Genomic DNA, 21,346 nt, shown 5'->3' on the forward strand with positions numbered 1-21,346 from the left:
TATCCCGTTCCACCCACCGGCGGCGCGCCGCCCCTGAGACCGACATGACCCTCTCGACCTGGCTGACCTTCTTCGTGGCCTCCTGGGCCATCTCCTTCTCGCCGGGCGCGGGCGCCATCTCGGCCATGACCTCGGGCCTGAAGTACGGCTTCGCGCGCGGCTACTGGAACACGGCCGGGCTGATCCTGGGCATCCTGGCCCAGTTCGTGATCGTGGCGGTGGGCCTGGGCGCGGTGCTGGCCACCTCCGAGATTGCCTTCGCAGTGGTGAAGTACCTGGGCGTGGCCTACCTGGTGTACCTGGGAGTGCGCCAGATCCGCACCGACGCCGCCCCGGTCGCGGTGGATGCCGGCAACCCCGCGCACTTCTCGGTGCGCGAACTGGTCGTGCGCGGCATCCTGGTGAACCTCATGAACCCCAAGGGCACGGTGTTCCTGCTGGCGGTGGTGCCGCAATTCGTGGACCCCGCCCACGCGCTCACGCCGCAGTACGCGGCGCTGGCGGGAACGCTGGTCTTCACCGACCTGGTGGCCATGGGCGTATACACGCTGCTGGCCGCCAAAGTGCTGCGCCTGCTGCGCGACGCGCGCCACATCCGCTGGATGAACCGTATTTTCGGCTCGCTGTTCATCCTGGCGGGCGTTTTCCTGGCCACTTTCCGCCGCCAGGCGTAAGGGCACCCGGCGCCGGCGCGCCACGCGCGCGCCGGTAAAATCGCATCAACCATGAATATTTCCCAAGAAGTCGCCCGGCGACGCACGTTCGCCATCATCTCCCACCCCGACGCCGGCAAGACCACGCTTACCGAGAAGCTGCTGCTGTTCGCGGGCGCCATCCAGATCGCTGGCAGCGTCAAGGCGCGCAAGGCGTCGCGCCACGCCTCGTCGGACTGGATGGAAATCGAAAAGCAGCGCGGCATTTCGGTGGCCTCGTCGGTGATGCAGATGGAATACCGCGACTGCGTCATCAACCTGCTCGACACCCCGGGCCACCAGGACTTCTCCGAAGACACCTACCGCGTGCTGACCGCCGTGGACGCGGCGCTGATGGTCATCGACGCCGCCAACGGCGTCGAGCCGCAGACCATCCGCCTGCTGCAGGTGTGCCGCGCGCGCAACACCCCCATCATCACGTTCATCAACAAGATGGACCGCGAGGTGCGCGAGCCGCTCGACCTGCTGTCCGAGATCGAAGGGCACCTGGGCATGGACGCGGTACCGTTCTCCTGGCCCGTGGGCATGGGCAAGGCCTTCGGCGGCGTGTTCGACATCCGGCGCAACCGCATGCGGGTATTCCGCCCCGGGCAGGAGCGCCGCTCGGACGACGACGACATCATCGACGGCCTGGACAACCCGGAAATCGCCCAGCGCTTCGGCTCGGCCTTCGAGCAGGCCAATGGCGAGATCGAGCTCATCCAGGAAGCCGCGCCCCCGTTCGACCGCGACGCGTTCCTGGCCGGCAAGCAGACCCCGGTGTTTTTCGGCTCGGCGATCAACAACTTCGGCGTGCAGGAAGTGCTGGACGCCCTGGTCGAGCAGGCGCCGCCTCCCGGCCCGCGCCAGGCGCTGGAACGCCTGGTCGAGCCGCAGGAGCCCAAGTTCACCGGCGTCGTGTTCAAGGTGCAGGCCAACATGGATCCGGCCCACCGCGACCGCGTGGCCTTCGTGCGGGTGAGTTCGGGACGCTTCGAACGCGGCATGCGCCTGAAGGTGGCCCGCACCAACAAGGAGATGCGCCCCAACAACGTCGTGTCGTTCCTGTCGCAGCGCCGCGAGCTGCTCGACGAGGCCTACGCGGGCGATGTCATCGGCATCCCCAACCACGGCGTGCTGCAGCTGGGCGACGTGCTCACCGAAGGCGAAAGCCTGCGCTTCACCGGCCTGCCGTTCTTCGCGCCCGAACTCTTCCAGGCGGTGGAAGTCAAAGATCCCTTGCGCACCAAGCAGCTGCGCATCGGCCTGACGCAACTGGGCGAAGAGGGTGCCATCCAGGTGTTCCGCCCCGAGGCGGCCGGCGGCACGCTGCTGCTGGGCGCGGTGGGCCAGCTCCAGTTCGAGGTCGTGGCGCACCGCCTGAAGACCGAATACGGAGTCGAGGCCCGCATGTTGCCGTCGCGCTACACCATGGCGCGCTGGATCACCTCCGAGAACCCGCGCGCGCTGCGCAAGTTCATGGATGCCAATGCTGCGCACATCGCCTATGATGTGGTTGATGCGGCGGCTTTTTTGATTGGTTCGCCCGCGCAGTTGCGCGTGGCCGAAGACCTGTATCCGGATGTGAAATTCCACGCCATGCGCGAGCACGGCGGCCAGGTCTTCGGAAGCCATGCATAGGCTGGGCGGGGCCGCCCAAAGATGAGGGTAGCAATGTCTTGGCGTGTATTGTTCGCAACGCTTCTGTTGGCGCTCGGCGCGGCAGCGTGGGGCGGAATTCAACTGGGCGACTGGCTGGTGGCGCACGCGCCGAAAGCCTCGGCCGCGCCGGGCCAGGAAAGCCTGGTGTCCCAGGAACCCGTGCTGGACGCCAATGGCAAGCCTTACGTGGCGCAGCCGCCGCAGCCGCGCGTCGACGGCACGCTGGGCGTGCCCGACAAGCCCGGGGGCCAGGCCTGGACGGTGCCCACGGTGTCGCTGTTCGAGACCACCACCGACCCGTCCGTGCGCATCTCGCGCGACAACATCACCATGGACGAAGCGCGCGACCTGGCGGCGGCTTCGGAAGTCCCCCTGCCATCGGGGCCGTCCGACGTCACCACGCTCGACCTCCAGGCCCTGCCGCCCACCACCACCGCCGTGCCGCCGCCCAACCAGCAGGCCTACACGGTCAACCCGCCTGTCGCCGTGGCCCAGGCTCCCGCGCCCGCCAGCAACAATAGCGGCTGGCGCGATGCCCTGCGCCGTGAACTGGCGCGCTGCGCCGACGCCGGCTTCTTCCAGCGCCCCACCTGTTCCTGGAACGCCCGCAACAGGTATTGCGAGCCCAATCGCGCCTGGGGCACCATCGCGGAATGCCCGCGCCGGCCCGACTGACCACGACCGCTCCGTCCGCTTAGGACCATTCCGCCCGCCCGGCGGGCCCTGGTTGACGGGGCGACGGCATCGTTGCTAGTATGCTAGCAAATTAGCACCCAGAACCGACATGGCCAATGATGAAGTCAAGCAATTCAACGTGTACCTGCCGGTCGGGCTGATCCGGCAGGTCAAGCATCACGCGATCGAAGCGGAACTATCGCTCTCCGCCCTCGTCGCCGACGCGCTGCGCGCCTATCTCGATGCGCACAAGCGCGAGTCGCAATCATCCGCAGAGGAGCAATGACATGAAAACCGAAGGCATCGAAGCCGTCTTCCTGACGACGCACAACTGGGGCAAGTCCGCCAAGTTCTTCCAGGCGCTGGGCTTCAGCCTGGAATTCGAGACCGACCACCACTCCGGGCAATTGCGCAACGGCGACGGCCCCTACCTGTTCATTGCCGAGGTCCCGGCCAGCCAGGCGCCCGAGGCGCACCTCGTCCTCAAGGCGCCGGACGACCAGGTCCGGCCGGACCCCATCGTCGAGGTCGTCACGCCCTTCGAAGACACCCATTGGGGCACCCGCGAGATGACCGTGCGCGACCCGGACGGCCGCATCTGGCGCCTGCAGGCGCAGCAACCCGCCACGGAGTGACGGCCATGGGCAGCGACCCCCGGCAAGGCGATGCGCCCGACAGCACGGCCGCGCGTGTGGCGCTGTGGCGCGCCCTGCACAGCGAGGCCGATGCGCCGCCGCATGTCCTGGAAGACCGCGTCGGCCTGGCGCTGCTGGCGCCCGACGACAACTGGCGCAGCCGCGGCGACATGGACACGCAGTTCACGCGTCCATTCCGCGCCTCCATCGTGGCGCGCGCCCGCTTCATCGAAGACCTGGTGGCGGAGCAGGCCGGCCGCGGACTCGACCAGTACGTCATCCTCGGCGCCGGCCTGGACAGTTTCGCGCAGCGCAGGCCCGAGCTCGCCTCCCGGCTGAAAATATTCGAGATCGACCGCCCAGGGCCGCAGGCATGGAAGCGCCGGCGCCTGCAGGAACTGGGATTCGGCCTGCCCGGCTGGTTGCGCTTCGTGCCGGTCGACTTCGAAGCGGGAGAAACCTGGTGGGACGCCCTGGCGGGCGCCGGCTTCGATCGCGCCAAGCCGGCCATCGTGGCATCCACCGGCGTGAGCATGTATCTCACCCGGGAAGCCAATGCGGCCACCTTGCGCCATGTGGCGGCCTTCGCGCCGGGATCGGTATTCGCCATGACGTTCCTGCTGCCGCTGGAACTGGCGGGTCCGGAGGTGCGCCCGGGCCTCGAAATGGCCCACCAGGGCGCGCGCGCCAGCGGCACGCCGTTCCTCAGTTTCTTCGCCCCGGCCGATATCCTCGCCATGGCGCGCGCGGCCGGCTTCGGCACGGCGCGGCACGTGCCCGCGGCCGAACTCGCCGCGCGCTATTTCCAGGGCCGCGCGGACGGCCTGCGTCCGCCCGACAACGCGGAAGAGCTGCTCGTGGCGCAGGCATGACCCGCCACGTGGGGCTGGCCGGCCGGAGCCGGACATCCCCGCCCGTGGCGGCCGCGCGCGGCACGCCTGCGCGGCGACCGCGCGTTACGTACCGATGACGCCGCCGTCTTCCTTCCAGATCACCACCGTCGCCGGGCGCGGCCGGCTGGCCTGCGCGCCGTCGGGCCACGTGGAAGCCTGCAGCGGGTCGGCCTGGGCGGACGCCACGCCGGGGCCTTCGCCGGGGTGCTGGATGTTGATGAACAGGAACTTCTGGTCCGGCGTCCAGGTAATGCCGGTCACCTCGCAGCCCACCGGCCCGGTCATGAAGCGGCGGATCTCGCGCGTCGCCGGGTTGGCCACCAGCATCTGGTTGTGGCCCTGCCCGGCGTACTCGTCGGCATTGGAATAATTCCCGTCGGTCTCGATCCACAGCAGGCCGCGCGGGTCGAACGCCAGGCCATCGGGGCTGTTGAAGGTGTTGTCCACCGTGACATTGTCCGAGCCGCTGCGGGGATCGGCCTTGTCGTACAGCGTGGGGTTGCCGGCCAGCACGAAGATGTCCCACTCGAAGCTCAAGGCCGTGGGGTTGCCGCCCTGCTCGCGCCAGCGCACGATCTGGCCGTAGATATTGTCCTCGCGCGGATTGGCCTCGTCGGCGCCCGGGTGGTTGGGGCCGCCGGGGTAGCGCGCCTTGCCGCTGCCGCGGCTGCTGTTGTTGGTCATGGTCACGTACACCTCGCGCGTGGCGGGGTGCACGGCCACCCATTCGGGGCGGTCCATGGGCGTGGCGCCCACCGCGTCGGCCGCCTGGCGGGTCTTGACCAGCAATTCGCCCATGTCCTGGTTGAACAGGTCGCCCAGGGTGCCGCCCGCCAAGGCGGGCGTGTCCAGCTTCAGGGGCACCCACTCGCCGGTGCCCATGGCGTCGCCCTGGGTGTCGCCGGCCAGGAAGCGCGCCACGTACAGGGTGCCGCGGTCCAGCAGCAGGCGGTTGAGCGCCGGCGTGGCCGGGTCGTACTTGCCGTCGGACACGAACTTGTACACGTATTCGCTGACCTGGTCGTCGCCCATGTACACCACCACGCGACCGTCGTCGGCCAGCGACATGGCGGCATTCTCGTGCTTGAAGCGGCCCAGGGCGGTCAGCTTCTTGGGCGTGGAATTGGGATCGAACGGGTCGATCTCCACCACCCAGCCGAAGCGGTTGTATTCGTTCGGCTCTTCGGACCAGTCAAAACGCGTGTCGTGCGTATCCCAGCGGTACGATCCGCTCGCGGTCTTGCCGCTGCCCTTGTAGCGTTCCATGTGGGCCTGGAATTCCGCATCGGGATAGTCGACGGTGGATGCGTCCTTGGTGCCGACGCCGAAGTAGTCGGTGAAGTTCTCTTCACAGGTCAGGTAGGTGTTCCACAGCGTGTAGCCGTTGCCGCAGTTGCCGAAAGTGCCGAATACGCGCGTGCCGGCGGCGTCGGCGGTGGTGCGCGTCAGGCGGCTGCCGGCCGCCGGCCCGACCAGCTGCATGGCGGTGGTGCCATTGATGCTGCGGTTGAAGGGCGAGTCCAGCACGGGCTCCCACTGGTTGCCGTTGCGGCGCATGTGGATCACCGACACGCCCTGCGCGTGCTGCGATTTGCGCACCCAGTCGAGGGTCCACTCGGCATTGCCGGGCTCCACGCCCAGCGGGAAGAAATAGTGCGGGGTAATGTATTCGTGATTGGTCACCATCAGGCCTTCATCGCTGCTGCCCGAGGTGCTGTTGGTGCCGTCGATCGGGAAGAAATGCATCCCGTCGTGGTTGTAGCCGATCTGCAGGGCCTGCTCGTCGCCCGTATTGCCGGCATCGGCGCGAAAGGCGGGCGAATTGGCGTGCAGCTTGTCGCCCCAGCGGTTGATGACCGCCCAGGCATAGCCTTCCGGCACGGTCACGGTATCGGCGACGCTGATGGGCACCGCCTTGAATCCCATGTTCACCGGCTGCGGCGGCGGATTGCCGCCATCGCCGGGGCCGGCATCGTCGTCGTCATCGTCGCTGCCGCTGCCACAGGCCGTCAGGCTGGTGCCCATGAAGCCGACCGCGCCCGCGCCCAGGCCGGCTTTCAAGAAGCCACGGCGCGATAAGGCGCGCCGCACGATGTCGTTGAAATGGGCTGTCGCCGTCGGATTCGACGGGATATCGTCGTGGTCGGTCATGGTTCTTCCTGTTCGCGAATAGTGGACGACCCCTCTGGCAAGCGGGGGCTGGTCGAAATGTTCGCGAAGCCAGGTTGCGTGGCAATGACAACCGCGTGTCAAGAAGCATGAAAAAGGCCCGCGCGGGCGGGCCAGGACAGGTCGAACCGGGATCGCGCCGCCGCGGGCGGCGGCAGCGGGTTCAGCTTTCGACTTCCATCTGGCTTTGCAGGTAATTCTGCAAGCCGACCTTGCCGACCAGTTCGATCTGGGTCTCGAGGTAGTCGATGTGTTCTTCGGTGTCGTCCAGGATGTCCTGGAACAGGTCGCGCGACACGTAGTCGCGTACCGACTCGCAATGCGCGATGGCTTCCTTCACGGTGGCCTGGGCGCCCTGTTCGAGTTTCAGGTCACAGGACAGGATCTCCGGCACGTCCTCGCCAATGAGCAGCTTGTGCAGGTCCTGCAGGTTGGGCAGGCCGTCGAGCATCAGGATGCGTTCGATCAGGCGGTCGGCATGCTTCATTTCGCCGATCGATTCCTCGTACTCGTGCTTGCCCAGCTTCTTCAGGCCCCAATGACCCAGGATGCGGGCATGCAGGAAATACTGGTTGATGGCCGTCAGTTCGTTGGTCAGTTGTTTGTTCAGGAACTGGATGACGGTTTTGTCGCCTTTCATGATGAACTCCTTGCGATCCGGTGCGCGGCGCGCGCGAACATGCGCACGCGATATGGCGCATGCAACGATCGCAGGCTAACACCGCGCGGGGGCTGCGGCTAGATCGGCGGCGTATTTGATAAATGGCTTTGCGAGCATGATCGCAAAGCGACAATCAAATGAGAATGAGTTTGCGTGTTGGATAGGCCGCATGCGACGGCACGTGCTGCAAGGCCCGGCGGCCGACGCGCCGCCAGAAAACCGCCACGCCATGGCGCACGATGGCTGCGATGGCGGCCGCGCCAAGCGCCATTCCGCGTCAGGCCGCAGCTACCGGCACCGTTGGCGAAGTGCAACGCAGGATTACGACCCGCGCGTCGCCAGCCAGATCCCCAGCGCGATCGGCACGATGCCCAGCAGGTCCTGCCAGGACACGGCCTCGCCCAGCAGCGCCCAGCCGAACAGCAGCCCGAGCGGCGGCATCAGGAAGTGCAGGGCGCTGGCCGAGGTGGCGCTGGCCCGCCCCAGGATCAGGAACCACAGGTAATAGCCGCCAATGGATACGGCAACCACCATATAGGCCATGCTGCCCAGCAGGCTGGCCGTCAGCCGCGCATCGGCCAGGCTTTCCTGCCACAGCGCGAACGGCAGCAGCACTACCGCGCCGGCAACGGCCTGCACGCCGGTGGACATCCACAGCCCGCTGGCCGGACGCAGGCGCTTGTACAGCAGGGTGCCGGCCACCAGCGCCAGCAGGGCCCCCGCCACCAGCCAGGAGCCGTGCGCGTCTTCGGGCATGCCGCCCGACAGGCGCGAACGCAGCACGATGGCGACGCCGGCCAGCCCCAGGCACAGGCCGGCCAGGCGCCGGCCGGTCAGCCGTTCACCCAGCACCGGGCCGGCCAGCACGCCGATCAACAGCGGGTTGGTGCTGATCAGCACGGCAGTGAAGGCGGAGGACACCGTGGTCATGCCCGACCAGCTCAACCCCAGGTAAAGCGCGTTGTTCAGCGCGCCCAGCACGACCAGGCCCGCCAGCTCGCGCCAACCCGGCATGCGCCACTGGCCGGCAGCGCGCGCCACGGCCAGCATGATGACGCCGGCCACCAGGAAACGCACGGCCAGCAGGGTGAGCGGGGGACAGTCCTGCACGGCAATCTTGGCCGCCGCGAATGCCGAGCTCCATAGCAGGCAGAACACCGCGATGGGCCCCCAGGTCGCCAGGACGGAAACAGGCGCCGGCCCGCTCCATGCCGCCGGATCGCCCGCACTGGCCGTACACGTTTTCATCGATGCCATTCCCGTTTCGCGTGCATTGGCCGGTCCGTCCGGCCTTCCAGGACATTCTGCGCGGCGGCCAACCCATTGACAAATTCTTTATTTGGATCAAAAGTATTTGAAATTCGAATGGAAAGTGAGCGCATGGATCTGGACCTGCTGCACAGCTTCGTCTCGGTCGTGGACGCCGGGGGCTTCACCCGGGCCGGCGAGCGCGTGCACCGCACGCAGTCCACCGTGAGCCAGCAAATCCGCAAGCTCGAGGACGCGCTCGGCTGCGCGCTGTTCGTGCGCGAGGGCCGCCGGGTACGGCTCACCGAAGACGGCGAGCGCCTGCTGGGCTATGCGCGCCGCATGCTGGCGCTGTCCACCGAAATCCGCGAAACCGTCAGCGGTCGTCAGCGCGTCGAGGTGGTGCGGCTGGGCATTCCCGACGAGTTCGCGGTCGACCGGCTGACCGAAGTGGTCGCCAACTTCGCCCGCCGCTATCCGCAAGTGCGCCTGACGGTGCGCTGCGACCTCAGCGACGCGCTGGCGCGCGCCCTGGCGCGCGGGGAACTGGACGTGGCGCTGCTCAAGCGCGAGCCCGGCGCCGGCCCGAGCATGGCGGCCTGGCCCGAACACCTGCACTGGATCGGCCCGCGCGATGCGGAGCCGGAAGCGGCGGACCCGATTCCCCTGGTGCTGTTCCCGCAGGGCTGCCTGTACCGCAATCGCGCCATCCACGCCCTTGAAAGCGTCGGACGGCGCTGGCGCGTGGCATACGAAAGCCCCAACCTGGCCGGCCTGCAGGCTGCGCTGGCAGGCGGCATCGGCATCGCCCTGCTGGAACGCCGCTGCATCACGCCGTCACACCGCGTGCTGGACGACCTGCTGCCGCGCGCCGCCCCGACCGAGCTGGCGCTCTACGCGGGCAGCGCGGCCTCGGCCGCGGCACGCGCACTGGCCCGCACGGTGAAAGAATTCTGCGACAGGGAAATCGGGCCGGCGCGCTGAGCGCGCCGCGTGGCCCGCGGGCTCAGGCCGCGGCGACCAGGGGAATGGGGAAGCTGTTGGCGGCGGGCGCGTCGGCCTCGACCACGGTTGCGCCCGGGTTGACGGCCATGGCCACCGATTGAACGTTGCAGACGCTGGAACAGCGCCCGCCCGGCAGGTATTCCTCGGCCGTGGCTGCGCAGCAGCCGCAGCACGTGGCCACGCCCAGCTCGAACTGCAAGTCGGAAAGCGTCGTGGCGCCGGCGTCCACGGAGGCGCGGACCTGGCGTTCAGTGACGGCATTACATACGCAAATGTACATGAGAATAATTATCGTGAGTTATTCTCATAAAAGCAAGCGCCCACCCGCGCCCACCGGCAAGCTAACTGCTTGAAAATCAGGGACAAATTGCCCTGCGATTCAGGGCGCGGCGTGGGTCTTGCGCAGGCTGGCCGGCGCGATCCGCAGGGCTTCGCGATACTTGGCTACCGTGCGGCGCGCAATCACGATGCCCTGGTCGGCCAGCCGCTGGGTGATCTGGTTGTCCGACAGCGGCTTGCGGCGGTCCTCGTCGGCCACAAGTTGGCGGATGAAGGCCTGCACCGCGGTGGCCGATGCCACCTCGCCGGCGTCGGTGGCCACGCCGGTGCCGAAGAAGCGCTTGAGCTCCAGGGTGCCGAACGGCGTCAACATGTACTTCTGGGTAGTCGCGCGCGAGATGGTCGATTCGTGCAGGCCCAGTTCGCCGGCCACGTCTTTCAGGATGAGCGGCCGCATGGCCGCCGGCCCTTCGCTGAAAAACGCCGACTGGCGCGCCACGATGACCTGCGCCACGCGCAGGATGGTGTCGAACCGCTGCTCGACGTTGCGGATCATCCAGCGGGCCTGCTGCAGCTGCGCGTGCAGCCCGGCATGGCTGGACTCGCGCTGGTTGCCCAGCAACTGGGCATACAGCCCATTGACTTGCAGGCGCGGCACGGCCGCGCTGTTCAGTACCGCCTGCCAGCCCTGCCGCGTCTTGCGCACGATGACGTCCGGCACGGCGTAGTCGGCCGCCGGCACGGTCCACGCCCGGCCCGGGCGGGGGTCGAGCCGGCGGATCAGGGCGTGGGCGGCGCGCGCGGTCGCCTCGTCGCAGCGCAGCGCGTCGCGCAGGCGCGCCAGGTTGCCGGCCGCCAGCAGCGGCAGGTGGTCGGCGCACAGCCGCCGCGCACAGGCCAGCACGGCCGGATCGGCCGCCTCGCGCAGGCGCGCCAGGTCGGGGTTGCGCAATTGCAACACCAGGCACTCCGCCATGTCGCGCGCGCCGATGCCCGGCGGATCGAACGATTGCAGCAGGGTCAGGGCGGCGCGCAGCTCGTCCAGGTCGGCCTCGGCTTCGGGCGGCAGCCACTGCAGGATCTCCTCCAGCGGCGAGCCCAGGTAGCCGTTCTCGTCGAGCTCGTCGATCAGCAGCCCGACCAGCGCGGCGTCGCGCGGCCCGGCCCGCGTCAGCCCCAGCTGGGCCAACAGGTGTTCGCGCAGCGTCTCGCTGCGCGCCGTATCCGGGCCATCGGCGCGATCGTCGGGGTATACGCCGCCGGCGCCGGGCATTTCATCGGCGCGCGCCTCGGCCTCGCGCGCGGGTTCGTCGTCCAGCGTGGTTTCGCGCTCGGGATGGGGATCCGCCTCGGCGCGCTCCTCGCTGCGCTCGAGCATGGGATTGTCGGCCAGCGCCTGGTCGATCTCGGCCTGCAGGTCCAGCGTGGAAAGCTGCAGCAACCGGATCGATTGCTGCAGTTGGGGGGTCAACGCGAGATGTTGACCGGTTCGGAGTTCTAACGCGGGCCTGGTCATAGGTACAATATTTTGCATGATGAATCCCACCTCGCCCGAACGTGTCCGCCAAGATTGCCGTCTGATCGGCCAGACGCTGCTGAAACTGGCGCTGCCTCGCCTGCTGATCCGGGCGGTGGTGTTGATCGTCGCCGCCATCATCTGGCTGCTGGTCGCCTCCTGGCTGCTGGACTTCGGGCGCGGCCTGTCGTTCGACAGCCTGCAGGCCCTGGGCCAGCAGACCAGCGACTTCCTGGCGCGCATCAACCCCTATGTCTGGTGGGGCGTGGTGGTCATCTGGACCCTCATCGTATTCTTCATCGTGCGCGCCTGGGTGACTTCCGACGTGGCCTCCACCCGGGCCCGGTCGGTGCCGCCGTCCGAACTGGCGCAACTGCGCTCGCAACTGTCGGACGACGTCACGGCGGTGCTGCGCTGGGTCTGGGGCAGCCGCGACGAACCCTTCACCCTGGGCGACCTGCGCCTGGCGCTGGCCGAATTGCGCCACAGCCGCATCGGCAAGATGGAGCTGGTGCGGCAGCAGGGCGACATCCTGGACGGCCATCCGCCGGCCCAGCGCGCCCCGGAAGCCGCCCCCAACCGGCCCGCCGCGCCCCCTTCCGGCGCCGTCCAGCCGGACATCCGCCCCGATGTCCGCCCGGCAGGGGCGCGCATCGAACCCAATTTGTAAGGCGCCCTGGCTGGCCCTGGCCGTTGCGCTTCGGGCCAAAATGTGTTTGACTTACAGCTTATGGCCGATATCCGATTCCCCCTCGCGATTGCCTCCGGACGCCTCAGCGCGCCGGGCGCCGGCCTGCGCGCGTCCCTCTCCCTCATCGCGCTATCGCTATACCTACCGATCGGTTGCCGGGCCTAGCGCCCTGTGGTAGCTCGGCAGCCACGCTCGCCACAAGCCTGTTCCCTGTTCATCGCTTGACCCCAGCCGGCCCATCCATGGCCCGCTGACGGCCCCGGACCATTATCCCGGCCTGCGGACAGGGCTCACCGGAACCGAAACCGGAATTCCTCCCGCCACCCGCCGGGAATATTGATCGAGGTGTACTGATGCTTGCCAACCCCGCCACCAAATACGTACCGTTCGCGCCGTTCGCCCGCGACTTTTCCGAACGCACCTGGCCGAGCCGCCGCATTACGCAGCCGCCCATCTGGATGAGCACCGACCTGCGCGACGGCAACCAGTCGCTGATCGAACCGATGAGCGTCGAGCGCAAGCTGCGTTTCTTCGAGCAGCTGGTCAAGATCGGCTTCAAGGAAATCGAGGTCGGCTTCCCCTCGGCGTCGCAGACGGATTTCGACTTCGTGCGCAAGCTGGTGGACGAGAAGCGCATTCCCGACGACGTCACCATCATCGTGCTGACCCAATCGCGCGAAGACCTGATCAGCCGCACTGTCGAAGCGGCGGCCGGCGCCCGGCAAGCCATGGTGCACCTGTACAACGCGTGTGCGCCGGCGTTCCGCAAGGTCGTCTTCAACATGAGCAAGGACGAGATCAAGCAGATCGCGGTCACGGGCACGCAGTGGGTCAAGCAATACATGGCCCGGCATCCCGAGACCGACTGGCGCTATGAATACTCGCCCGAGGTCTTCAGCACCACCGAACCCGAGTTCGCCCTGGAAGTCTCCAACGCCGTGGCCGACGTGTGGCAGCCCACGCCGCAGAAGAAGATGGTGCTGAACCTGCCGGCCACCGTCGAGGCCACCACCCCCAACCTGTACGCCGACCAGATCGAGTGGATGCACAAGAACCTGGCGCGCCGCGACAGCATCGTGCTGAGCGTGCACCCGCACAATGACCGCGGCACCGCCGTGGCGGCCGCCGAATTCGCCGTCATGGCGGGCGCCGACCGCATCGAAGGCTGCCTGTTCGGTAGCGGCGAGCGCACCGGCAACGTCGACCTGGTGACGCTCGCGCTGAACCTGTACACGCAAGGCGTGCACCCGGGCCTGGATTTCTCCGACATCGACGAAGTGCGCCGCTGCGCGGAGTACTGCAACCAGTTGCCCGTGCATCCGCGCCACCCGTATGCCGGCGACCTGGTGTTCACCGCGTTCTCCGGCTCGCACCAGGACGCCATCAAGAAGGGCTTTGCGCAGCAGAAGCCCGACGCGGTATGGGAAGTGCCGTACCTGCCGATCGACCCGGCCGACCTGGGCCGCAGCTACGATGCGGTCATTCGCGTCAACAGCCAGTCGGGCAAGGGCGGGGTGTCGTACCTGCTCGAACAGGAACACGGCCTGGTGCTGCCGCGCCGCCTGCAGATCGAATTCAGCCGCGCCATCCAGCGCGTCACCGACGAAACCGGGCGCGAAGTCACGGCGGACGACGTACACACCATTTTCAATCGTGAATACCTGGAACAGCACACGCCCTGGAAACTGGTGCGCCACCGCATCGACGGCGACCCCGCCGCCGGACAAGGCAAGCAGTTCAGCATCCAGGTCGAGCTCGACTACAACGGCGAGCGCCGCGTGGTGACGGGCACCGGCGACGGTGCCATCTCGGCCTTCGTGGCGGCGCTGGACGTGCCGGTGCGCATCATGGACTACCACGAACACGCTATCGGCACCGGCACCGACACGCGCGCCGCCAGCTATGTCGAATTGCGCGTCGGCGATTCCGCCACGGGCTTCGGCGTGGGCATCGACAGCGACATCGTCACCGCCTCGTTCCGGGCCGTGCTCAGCGCCGTGAACCGGCACCTGGCCAACGGCGCCAACGTCCAGTCCGAAAGCGAAACCGCCCAGGCCGCGTGATCCGCGTCCCAGGCTCGCAGGCCCGCCTACCGGCGGGCCTTTTTATTTGGGGCCGACGGGCGGCGCGAGGACTCAGCCGTGCTCGCCCGGACGCAGCACGTTCAACACCCAGCGCGCAATGGCCAACGTGCGATGGTCGTCGCCGGCGCGGCCCACGGCTTGCAGGCCGACTGGCAGGCCCTGCGGGCCCGTATGGAAGGGCAGGTGCACGCACGGCAGGCCGAACAAGGTCCATACCCGGCAGAATTGCGGATCGCCCGTGCCCTGGTCGAAGAAGGGCGCCTCGCCGCTGGCGCTGGGCGCCAGCAGGATGTCGTACTGTTCGAACCATTGCGCCACGTGCGCACGCCCTTGCGCGGCGCGCTCGAGGTTGGCGGCATGCTGCTCGGCGCCGATGGACGCGCCGGCCTCCAGCAAGGCCCGCAGGGATCCGCTGAGCTGGGCCGCATGGCGGCTGTGCTCGAAAGCCAGGGCCTGGGCCGCCTCGAAGCTCATGATGTCGGCATGCACCTGCACCAGGGCGCAGAGATCGGCCGGCAATTCCAGTTCGTGGACCCGGGCGCCGGCGCGCGACAGCGCGCCGGCGGCTTCGCTGAAGGCCGCGCGCGTCTCGGCCTCGGTATGGCGCCACTGGAGCGTGCGGTACATGCCGATGCGCGGCTTGTCGTCGTAGTCCAGTTCGCGCAGGCGCGGCTCGCGCATCAGCACCGACGCGAACAGCGCCACGTCGTCGACGGTGCGCGCCAGGCCGCCCACGGTGTCGAGCGAATCGGCCAGGCTTTTCATGCCGGCGCGGGCGATGCGTCCAAAACTGGGTTTGTAGCCCACCACGCCGCAATAGGCGGCGGGCCGGATGATGGACCCGGCGGTCTGGGTGCCCAGCGCGAACGGCACCATGTCGTCGGCCACGGCGGCGGCCGAGCCGCTGGAAGAACCGCCCGGCGTGTAGGCCGGGTTGCGCGGATTGCGGGTGGGCCCCGGCTGGTACGACGCGAACTCGGTGGTCACGGTCTTGCCGGCGACGATGGCGCCGGCGGCGCGACAGACGGCTACGGCGGCCGCGTCCAGGGGCGGCCGGTGGTGCTCGTAGATGGGCGAACCGTAGCGGGTCGGCAGGTCGCAGGTGGCGAAGATGTCCTTCACGCCAAACGGCAGCCCGTGCAGCACGCCGCGCACCGCGGCGCGGTCTTGTTCGCGCGCCTGGGCCAGGGCCTGCGCCTTGTCCAGCGCGACCCAGGCCCGCACCGCATCGTCGCGCTGCTCGATGCGCGCAAAGCACGCGCGCATCAGTTGTTCGGCGCTGAGCTCGCGGCGCGCCAGCAGTTGCGCGGCGCGGCTGGCGCTCAAGCGATTCAGTTCAACAGCCATTGTTTCCTTCCCCTGTAGCAGCATCGTCTTTCTATAGTGCACCGCAATGACGACGGTGGCATTGCCGCCTGCTTGCGGCACCGCAACACTTGTTCTGGTTGGCGTCGCGATGAAATGACGATACCGTATCTTTTGAAATCTGGATGTCATGCTTTACCCCTAGAATGAAAACGTTTTCAAGGGTGACCCGCCATGACCACGAAGCCGCCGCACCGCCCGTCGATACTCGAGATCGCCCGCAAGGCCGGCGTGTCGCCGGCCACCGTGTCGCGCGCCTTCAACCAGCCCGGGCTGCTGCGCGCCGAGACGCTGGCGCGCATCGAGGCCGTCGCCCAGCGCAACGGCTTTCGTCCCAATCGCGTGGGCCGCAGCCTGCGCGCCGGGCGCACGCGCACCATCGGCCTGCTGCTGCCGACCCTGTCCAACCCGGTCTTCGCCGATTGCTTCGAAGGCGCCGAAGAATATGCGCGCGCCGCCGGCTACAGCGTGATGATGGGCATCACCGGCTATGACCCTTCGGTGGAATCCGCCTCGGTACAGGCGCTGATCGACCACCAGATCGACGGCCTCATCCTCACGGTGGGCAATCCGGCGCGCAACGCCACCTTGCGCGCGCTGGACGCGGCCGGCATGCCGCACATCCTGGCGTACAACGAGTCCGGCGCGCATCCGTTCGTCTCGGTGGACAACAAGGCGGCCGGCCATGAGATGGTGGCGCGCCTGGCGGCCCTGGGACACCGGCGCATCGCCTTCGTCAGCGGCCCGCTGCCGGCCTCCGACCGCGCGCGGCGACGCCTGCAGGGCGCGCGCGCCTGTGCCCTGGCGCTCGGCCTGCAGCCCGTCGAACACCTGCCCATGCCGGCCCATACCGAATCCAGCGCGCCATTGCTGCGCGCCATGCTGGCGCGCGCCGACGCCCCTACCGCGCTGTTCTGCTCCAACGACCTGCTGGCCGCCTCGGTCATTGCGCAACTGGCCGGGCTGGGCGTGCGGGTGCCGGACGACCTGGCCGTATGCGGGTTCGACGGCATCGGCATCGGCGCCCTCATGGTGCCGCCGCTCAGCACTGTCGAACAGCCCAGCCGCCAGATCGGCGCGACCGCCTGCGAGCTGCTGCTGGCCCGCCTGCGCGGCGATGCGCCGGCGTCGGTGCGGCTGCCGCATCGCATCATCGACGGCGGCACCGCGGCCGCCATCATTTCCCCCGCGCCCTCTACAAGGAAACGCTCATCATGAAACCGCTCCTCTCCCTGGCGCTGCGCGCCGCGGCGCTGAGCCTGGCCCTGGCCGCGACGGCCGCCCAGGCGCAGAACGCCATCTGCTACAACTGCCCGCCCGAATGGGCCGACTGGGGCACGCAGCTCAAGGCCATCAAGCAGGCCACCGGCATCACGGTACCGGCCGACAACAAGAACTCGGGCCAGTCGCTGGCCTCGATCGCCGCCGAGAAGAACAACCCCGTCGCCGACGTGGTGTACTACGGCGTCACCTTCGGCATCCAGGCCGCGCAGGACGGCCTGGTACAGACCTACAAACCGCAGCACTGGGACAAGATTCCCACCGGCATGAAAGACCCGGACGGCAAGTGGTTCGCCATCCACTCGGGCGCGCTGGGCTTGATGGTCAACGTCGACGCGCTGGGCGGCAAGCCGGTGCCGCGCTCCTGGGCGGACCTGCTCAAGCCGGAATACCGTGGCATGGTGGGCTACCTGGACCCTGCCTCCGCGTTCGTGGGATACGTGGGCGCGGTGGCCATCAACCGCGCCATGGGCGGCACGCTGGAGGACTTCGGGCCGGCGCTGGACTGGTTCAAGAAAATGTCCGCCAACCGTCCCATCGTGCCGAAGCAGACGGCTTACGCGCGGGTCCTGTCGGGTGAAATCCCCATCCTGATCGATTACGACTTCAACGCCTACCGCGGCAAATACAAGGATGGCGGCAATATTGAATTCGTGATCCCCGCCGAAGGCACCATCGCCGTGCCCTATGTGATGAGCCTGGTGGCCAACGCCCCGCACGCGGATAACGGCAAGCGGGTGCTGGACTTCACCCTGTCGGACCAGGGCCAGGCCATCTGGGCCAACGCCTTCCTGCGCCCGGTGCGACCCGAGGCCATGTCGGCCGAGGCCCAGCAGAAGTTCCTGCCCGAGTCGGAATACGCGCGCGTCGGCACGGTGGACTACGTGAAAATGGCGGCCGGCCAGCGCGCGTTCGCGCAGCGCTATGCGCAGGAGGTGAACTGATGCGGCGCCGGCCCGTCGCCGCCCGCGGAGCGCGCTGACATGGCGCGTCGCGGATGGATCTGGTTCGCCGCGCCCGCGGCGACGCTGTTCCTGGCCTTCTGGCTGTTGCCGATGGCGGGCCTGGCGCTGGTCGGCGCGCAAGGCAAGGATGGGCAGTCGGCCTACCTGACGGTGCTGACCCGCTCGCAGTACTGGGTCAGCCTCTTCAATACGGTAGCGTTGTCGCTGGCCGCGACGCTGGCGACCCTGCTGGCGGCGCTGCCGGTGGGCCGCTTCCTGGCCTGGCACCGGCATTTCCCCGGGCGTCGCCTGCTGATGTCGCTGCTGATGTTCCCGTTGGCGTTCCCCGGCGTGGTGGTGGGCTTCCTCATCATCCTGCTGGCCGGGCGCCAGGGCCTCGTCAGCGCGCTCACCGAGTGGCTGGCCGGCGACCGTCTGGTGTTCGCCTACGGCATGGGCGGACTGTTCCTGGGCTATTTGTACTTCTCGTTGCCGCGCTGTATCGGCGTGATCGCGGCAGCGGCCGAACAGATCGACGCCAGCCTGCTGGAAGCGGCCCGCACCCTGGGCGCCAGCCCCTGGCGGCGCTTCGTGGATATCGAGCTGCCCGCGCTCGCGCCGGCGCTGATCGGCGCCGGCGCCATGAGCTTCGCCACCAGCATGGGCGCGTTCGGCACTGCCTTCACCCTGGCCACCCAGATCGACGTGCTGCCCATCACCATCTACAACGAATTCACCAACTACGCCAATATCCCGGTGGCCGCGGCGCTGTCGATCGTCCTCGGCCTGGCGACCTGGGCCGTGCTGTACGTGGCGCACAGCCTGGCCGGCGCGCGCCTCGGCGCGGCGGGATAGAAGGTCACCAGACATGAACGCCTCCAAAACCGATACCCGCCTGGGCCTGGCCGTCACGCTGGCGGTAGCCGCCTTCCTGATCGGCCCGGTCGTGCTGTCTGTGCTGGCCGGCCTGACGAAGAACTACTTCGTGGGCCTGTCCAGCGGCCTGACGCTGCGCTGGGTGGCCGAAGTGTGGTCGCTGTATGCCGAGACCATCTGGCGCTCGTTCGCCGTGGCCCTGCTCACGCTGGCGATCTGCACGCTGGTCGGGGTGCCGGCGGCCTGGGTGCTGACCCTGCACCGCGGCCGGCTGGCGCGCGCGCTCGAAGAACTGCTGACCCTGCCGGTGGCCGTGCCGGGCCTGGCCTCGGCGCTGGCGCTGATCGTCTCCTGGGGCACCGTACCCGGGCTGCGCGGCAGCATCTGGTTCATCGTGATCGGCCACGTGCTGTTCACCTTGCCGTTCATGGTGCGCGCCGCGCGCGCCAGCATGCGCGGCGCCGACCTGGCCACGCTGGACGAGGCCGCCGCCACGCTGGGCGCCTCGCGCGCGCAGCGCTTCCTGCAGATCGTGGTGCCGAACGCCGCGCCCGGCATCGTGACAGGCGCGCTCACCGTGCTGACCCTGTCCATCGGCGAATTCAACCTGACCTGGCTGCTGCACACCCCCCTGACCAAGACCCTGCCGGTCGGGCTGGCCGACAGCTATGCCTCGATGCGGCTGGAGATCGCCTCGGCCTATACGCTGGTGTTCCTGCTGATGCTGGTGCCGCTGCTGGTCGGCCTGCAGTGGCTGGCCGCCCGCGGCGACCGTCCCGGCCGCGCGCATTAACCGGATTTCCTCATGACCGATCCCGTTGCCATCACCCTGAGCCGCTGCGCCAAGACCTGGCCCGACGGCACCCGCGCCCTGCAACCCCTCGACCTGCGCGTGCAGGGCGGCGAGACCCTGGCGCTGCTGGGGCCCTCGGGCTGCGGCAAGACCACGCTGCTGCGGCTGATCTGCGGCCTGGAGCAGGCCGACGCCGGCGCGTCGATCCGCTTCGGCGACGATGAAGTCTCGCCGTTGCCGCCCGAGGCGCGCGGCGTGGGCGTGGTGTTCCAGAGCTACGCGCTGTTTCCCAACATGTCGGTGGCGCAGAACGTGGCCTACGGCCTGCGCGTGCGCGACGTCGGCGCGGCCGAGCGCGATCGCCGCGCGCGCGAGCTGCTGGCGCTGGTGCGGCTGGACGGCTTCGCCGACCGGCGCGTCGACCAGTTGTCCGGCGGCCAGCGCCAGCGCGTCGCCCTGGCGCGCGCGCTGGCGATCGAGCCGCGCGTGCTGCTGCTGGACGAGCCGCTCACCGCCCTGGACGCCAAGCTGCGCGAGCACCTGCGCGTCGAACTGGCGCAGATGCTGCGCCAGTTGCGGGTCACCACGGTCATCGTCACGCACGACCAGGACGAGGCCATGATGCTGGGCGACCGCATCGCCGTCATGTCGGCCGGGCGCCTGGAACAGGTCGGCACGGCGGAAGAACTCTACCGCCGGCCCGCCAGCGATTTCGTGGCGGAGTTCCTGGGCACGCTGTGCCGCGTGCGCGCGGCGTGGTCCGGGGGCATACTGGTGGCGGGCGGCGAAGCCCTGGCCTTCCGGCCGCACGAAGCCCGGCTGGCCGCGCCGCGCCCTGGCGCGCTGCCGGCGCGCGTGCTGGCGCGCTTCTTCCTGGGAAGCTCGGTACGCTACGAAATCGGCCTGGACGACGGCCAGCGCTTCCCGGTGGTCGCGCCCGCCCACAGCAGCCATGCCGCCGGCGAAACGGTCAGCGTCGCGCTGGCAAGCGCCGGGCCGGGCGCGGCCTGAAGCGCGGCGTTCCCTTCTTGTTCACGGATATTCCTCATCATGCTCTTCGCACAGATCAGTGACCTGCACATCCGCATGCCGGGCCAGAAAGCCTATCGCGTGGTCGAGACCGACCGCTACCTGCCGCCGGCCATCGAGGCGCTCAACCGGCTGGACCCGGCCCCCGCGCTGGTGATCGTCAGCGGCGACCTGACCGACTTCGGCCGGCCGCAGGAATATGCGCACCTGAAACGCATGCTCGACGGCCTGCGGGCGCCGTACTACATCATGCCGGGCAATCACGATGCGCGCGACGAACTGGCCGCCGCATTCCCGCAGCACCGCTATCTGGGCGACATGGCGGACTTCGTGCAATACGCCATCGAAGACCATCCCGTGCGGCTGCTGATGCTGGACACGGTGGTGCCGATGCAGAGCCACGGCGCGCTGTGCGAACGGCGCCTGGACTGGCTGCGCCGCCGCCTGGCCGAACAGCCCGGGCGGCCCACCGCAATCGCCATGCACCACCCGCCCTTTGCCACCGGCATCGCGCACATGGATGCCATCGGCCTGCTCGAAGGCGCGGACGCGCTGGAGCAGATCGTCGCGGCACACCCGAATGTGGAACGGATCCTGTGCGGCCATTTGCACCGCACCATCTTCCGGCGTTTCGGCGGCACCGTGGCCTCGACCTGCCCCAGCCCGGCCCACCAGGTGGCCCTGGACCTGCGGCCCGACGGCCCGTCGGCCTTCGTCATGGAGCCGCCCGGCTTCCACTTGCACGAATGGCGCGGCGGCGCGCTGGTGACCCACCACGCTTATATAGGTACTTACCCGGGGCCTTATCCCTTCCACGAAGGCGGCGCGCTGATCGACGAGTGAAGCCG

The 21,346-nt window shown here is 68.6% G+C and carries 21 protein-coding genes; 15 read left to right on the forward strand and 6 right to left on the reverse strand.

Going from position 1 to position 21,346, the window contains the following annotated elements; translation table 11 throughout:
• The first annotated feature begins 44 nt into the window (after positions 1-44).
• The 6 genes from ACKTT0_RS07935 (at position 45) to ACKTT0_RS07960 (ending at position 4,536) form a co-directional block, all read left to right on the forward strand.
• Complete coding sequence (locus tag ACKTT0_RS07935; RefSeq protein ID WP_407849401.1) at positions 45-674, forward strand: LysE family transporter; 630 nt, start codon at positions 45-47, stop codon at positions 672-674.
• Between the two features lie 51 nt (positions 675-725).
• On the forward strand, positions 726-2,333 hold the full coding sequence (locus ACKTT0_RS07940) for a peptide chain release factor 3 (RefSeq protein ID WP_407849402.1): 1,608 nt from the start codon (positions 726-728) through the stop codon (positions 2,331-2,333).
• A gap of 21 nt (positions 2,334-2,354) precedes the next feature.
• Positions 2,355-3,029 (forward strand): hypothetical protein, encoded by a 675-nt coding sequence (locus ACKTT0_RS07945; protein WP_407849403.1) that lies wholly within the window; start codon positions 2,355-2,357, stop codon positions 3,027-3,029.
• Positions 3,030-3,138: 109 nt separating this feature from the next.
• Positions 3,139-3,315, forward strand: a complete 177-nt coding sequence (locus tag ACKTT0_RS07950; RefSeq protein WP_407849404.1) for a ribbon-helix-helix protein, CopG family — start codon at positions 3,139-3,141, stop codon at positions 3,313-3,315.
• Between the two features lies 1 nt (position 3,316).
• The gene (locus ACKTT0_RS07955) at positions 3,317-3,664 is read left to right on the forward strand and encodes a VOC family protein (RefSeq protein WP_407849405.1); all 348 of its coding nucleotides are present in this window, start codon (positions 3,317-3,319) and stop codon (positions 3,662-3,664) included.
• A 5-nt stretch (positions 3,665-3,669) separates the two neighbouring features.
• Positions 3,670-4,536 carry a class I SAM-dependent methyltransferase gene (locus tag ACKTT0_RS07960; RefSeq protein ID WP_407849406.1) on the forward strand — a complete coding sequence of 289 codons (867 nt, stop codon included), beginning with the start codon at positions 3,670-3,672 and terminating at the stop codon, positions 4,534-4,536.
• A gap of 84 nt (positions 4,537-4,620) precedes the next feature.
• Here ACKTT0_RS07960 and ACKTT0_RS07965 read toward each other — a convergent pair whose 3' ends face one another.
• From ACKTT0_RS07965 to ACKTT0_RS07975, 3 genes are all read right to left on the reverse strand, one after another.
• The gene (locus tag ACKTT0_RS07965; RefSeq protein ID WP_407849407.1) at positions 4,621-6,708 is read right to left on the reverse strand and encodes a PhoX family protein; all 2,088 of its coding nucleotides are present in this window, start codon (positions 6,706-6,708) and stop codon (positions 4,621-4,623) included.
• Positions 6,709-6,889: 181 nt separating this feature from the next.
• On the reverse strand, positions 6,890-7,366 hold the full coding sequence (gene bfr / locus ACKTT0_RS07970; RefSeq protein WP_407849408.1) for a bacterioferritin: 477 nt from the start codon (positions 7,364-7,366) through the stop codon (positions 6,890-6,892).
• Between the two features lie 342 nt (positions 7,367-7,708).
• Positions 7,709-8,635: a DMT family transporter gene (locus ACKTT0_RS07975; protein ID WP_407849409.1), complete on the reverse strand. Its 927-nt coding sequence runs from the start codon at positions 8,633-8,635 to the stop codon at positions 7,709-7,711.
• A 132-nt stretch (positions 8,636-8,767) separates the two neighbouring features.
• On the opposite strand from ACKTT0_RS07975, the gene ACKTT0_RS07980 reads away from it, so the two are divergent.
• Positions 8,768-9,619: a LysR substrate-binding domain-containing protein gene (locus tag ACKTT0_RS07980; RefSeq protein WP_407849410.1), complete on the forward strand. Its 852-nt coding sequence runs from the start codon at positions 8,768-8,770 to the stop codon at positions 9,617-9,619.
• A gap of 22 nt (positions 9,620-9,641) precedes the next feature.
• Here ACKTT0_RS07980 and ACKTT0_RS07985 read toward each other — a convergent pair whose 3' ends face one another.
• Together ACKTT0_RS07985 and rpoN are read right to left on the reverse strand one after the other, a co-directional pair.
• Entirely contained in the window at positions 9,642-9,920 is a 279-nt protein-coding gene (locus ACKTT0_RS07985; protein ID WP_028353787.1) for a (2Fe-2S)-binding protein, read from the reverse strand.
• A 99-nt stretch (positions 9,921-10,019) separates the two neighbouring features.
• Positions 10,020-11,435: an RNA polymerase factor sigma-54 gene (rpoN, locus tag ACKTT0_RS07990; protein ID WP_472977666.1), complete on the reverse strand. Its 1,416-nt coding sequence runs from the start codon at positions 11,433-11,435 to the stop codon at positions 10,020-10,022.
• 16 nt (positions 11,436-11,451) lie between these two features.
• On the opposite strand from rpoN, the gene ACKTT0_RS07995 reads away from it, so the two are divergent.
• The gene (locus ACKTT0_RS07995) at positions 11,452-12,105 is read left to right on the forward strand and encodes a hypothetical protein (RefSeq protein WP_407849412.1); all 654 of its coding nucleotides are present in this window, start codon (positions 11,452-11,454) and stop codon (positions 12,103-12,105) included.
• A gap of 371 nt (positions 12,106-12,476) precedes the next feature.
• Positions 12,477-14,189, forward strand: a complete 1,713-nt coding sequence (leuA, locus tag ACKTT0_RS08000) for a 2-isopropylmalate synthase (protein WP_407852394.1) — start codon at positions 12,477-12,479, stop codon at positions 14,187-14,189.
• 72 nt (positions 14,190-14,261) lie between these two features.
• Here leuA and ACKTT0_RS08005 read toward each other — a convergent pair whose 3' ends face one another.
• Positions 14,262-15,557: an amidase gene (locus ACKTT0_RS08005; protein ID WP_407849413.1), complete on the reverse strand. Its 1,296-nt coding sequence runs from the start codon at positions 15,555-15,557 to the stop codon at positions 14,262-14,264.
• A gap of 192 nt (positions 15,558-15,749) precedes the next feature.
• On the opposite strand from ACKTT0_RS08005, the gene ACKTT0_RS08010 reads away from it, so the two are divergent.
• Genes ACKTT0_RS08010 through ACKTT0_RS08035 form a run of 6 tightly spaced genes read left to right on the forward strand, consistent with a single transcriptional unit; the run spans position 15,750 to position 21,341 of the window.
• The gene (locus tag ACKTT0_RS08010) at positions 15,750-16,793 is read left to right on the forward strand and encodes a LacI family DNA-binding transcriptional regulator (protein ID WP_407849414.1); all 1,044 of its coding nucleotides are present in this window, start codon (positions 15,750-15,752) and stop codon (positions 16,791-16,793) included.
• The gene (locus ACKTT0_RS08015; protein WP_407849415.1) at positions 16,790-17,800 is read left to right on the forward strand and encodes an ABC transporter substrate-binding protein; all 1,011 of its coding nucleotides are present in this window, start codon (positions 16,790-16,792) and stop codon (positions 17,798-17,800) included. Before ACKTT0_RS08010 ends, ACKTT0_RS08015 begins: the two co-directional genes overlap by 4 nt.
• A gap of 39 nt (positions 17,801-17,839) precedes the next feature.
• A complete protein-coding gene (locus ACKTT0_RS08020) occupies positions 17,840-18,655 on the forward strand; it encodes an ABC transporter permease (RefSeq protein ID WP_407849416.1) in 816 nt (271 codons plus the stop codon).
• A gap of 13 nt (positions 18,656-18,668) precedes the next feature.
• Positions 18,669-19,469 (forward strand): ABC transporter permease, encoded by an 801-nt coding sequence (locus ACKTT0_RS08025; RefSeq protein WP_407849417.1) that lies wholly within the window; start codon positions 18,669-18,671, stop codon positions 19,467-19,469.
• 12 nt (positions 19,470-19,481) lie between these two features.
• The gene (locus ACKTT0_RS08030) at positions 19,482-20,480 is read left to right on the forward strand and encodes an ABC transporter ATP-binding protein (RefSeq protein WP_407849418.1); all 999 of its coding nucleotides are present in this window, start codon (positions 19,482-19,484) and stop codon (positions 20,478-20,480) included.
• A 39-nt stretch (positions 20,481-20,519) separates the two neighbouring features.
• Positions 20,520-21,341 carry a phosphodiesterase gene (locus ACKTT0_RS08035; RefSeq protein ID WP_407849419.1) on the forward strand — a complete coding sequence of 274 codons (822 nt, stop codon included), beginning with the start codon at positions 20,520-20,522 and terminating at the stop codon, positions 21,339-21,341.
• Positions 21,342-21,346 lie beyond the last annotated feature (5 nt).

Source organism: Bordetella saccharivorans, from assembly GCF_045862855.1.
In the GTDB taxonomy this organism is placed as follows: domain Bacteria; phylum Pseudomonadota; class Gammaproteobacteria; order Burkholderiales; family Burkholderiaceae_B; genus Bordetella_A; species Bordetella_A petrii_F.

Excerpts from the sequence above, each read along its gene's own strand:
- ACKTT0_RS08030 (WP_407849418.1), top strand. The coding sequence starts at position 19,482 with ATGACCGATCCCGTTGCCATCACCCTGAGCCGCTGCGCCAAGACCTGG.
- ACKTT0_RS07960 (WP_407849406.1), top strand. The coding sequence starts at position 3,670 with ATGGGCAGCGACCCCCGGCAAGGCGATGCGCCCGACAGCACGGCCGCG.
- ACKTT0_RS07955 (WP_407849405.1), top strand. The coding sequence starts at position 3,317 with ATGAAAACCGAAGGCATCGAAGCCGTCTTCCTGACGACGCACAACTGG.
- ACKTT0_RS07950 (WP_407849404.1), top strand. The coding sequence starts at position 3,139 with ATGGCCAATGATGAAGTCAAGCAATTCAACGTGTACCTGCCGGTCGGG.
- ACKTT0_RS08020 (WP_407849416.1), top strand. The coding sequence starts at position 17,840 with ATGGCGCGTCGCGGATGGATCTGGTTCGCCGCGCCCGCGGCGACGCTG.
- ACKTT0_RS07975 (WP_407849409.1), bottom strand. The coding sequence starts at position 8,635 with ATGAAAACGTGTACGGCCAGTGCGGGCGATCCGGCGGCATGGAGCGGG.
- ACKTT0_RS07945 (WP_407849403.1), top strand. The coding sequence starts at position 2,355 with ATGAGGGTAGCAATGTCTTGGCGTGTATTGTTCGCAACGCTTCTGTTG.
- ACKTT0_RS07980 (WP_407849410.1), top strand. The coding sequence starts at position 8,768 with ATGGATCTGGACCTGCTGCACAGCTTCGTCTCGGTCGTGGACGCCGGG.
- ACKTT0_RS08035 (WP_407849419.1), top strand. The coding sequence starts at position 20,520 with ATGCTCTTCGCACAGATCAGTGACCTGCACATCCGCATGCCGGGCCAG.
- ACKTT0_RS08005 (WP_407849413.1), bottom strand. The coding sequence starts at position 15,557 with ATGGCTGTTGAACTGAATCGCTTGAGCGCCAGCCGCGCCGCGCAACTG.
- ACKTT0_RS08010 (WP_407849414.1), top strand. The coding sequence starts at position 15,750 with ATGACCACGAAGCCGCCGCACCGCCCGTCGATACTCGAGATCGCCCGC.
- ACKTT0_RS07995 (WP_407849412.1), top strand. The coding sequence starts at position 11,452 with ATGATGAATCCCACCTCGCCCGAACGTGTCCGCCAAGATTGCCGTCTG.
- ACKTT0_RS07985 (WP_028353787.1), bottom strand. The coding sequence starts at position 9,920 with ATGTACATTTGCGTATGTAATGCCGTCACTGAACGCCAGGTCCGCGCC.
- rpoN (WP_472977666.1), bottom strand. The coding sequence starts at position 11,435 with ATGACCAGGCCCGCGTTAGAACTCCGAACCGGTCAACATCTCGCGTTG.
- bfr (WP_407849408.1), bottom strand. The coding sequence starts at position 7,366 with ATGAAAGGCGACAAAACCGTCATCCAGTTCCTGAACAAACAACTGACC.
- ACKTT0_RS08025 (WP_407849417.1), top strand. The coding sequence starts at position 18,669 with ATGAACGCCTCCAAAACCGATACCCGCCTGGGCCTGGCCGTCACGCTG.
- ACKTT0_RS07935 (WP_407849401.1), top strand. The coding sequence starts at position 45 with ATGACCCTCTCGACCTGGCTGACCTTCTTCGTGGCCTCCTGGGCCATC.
- ACKTT0_RS07940 (WP_407849402.1), top strand. The coding sequence starts at position 726 with ATGAATATTTCCCAAGAAGTCGCCCGGCGACGCACGTTCGCCATCATC.
- ACKTT0_RS08015 (WP_407849415.1), top strand. The coding sequence starts at position 16,790 with ATGAAACCGCTCCTCTCCCTGGCGCTGCGCGCCGCGGCGCTGAGCCTG.
- ACKTT0_RS07965 (WP_407849407.1), bottom strand. The coding sequence starts at position 6,708 with ATGACCGACCACGACGATATCCCGTCGAATCCGACGGCGACAGCCCAT.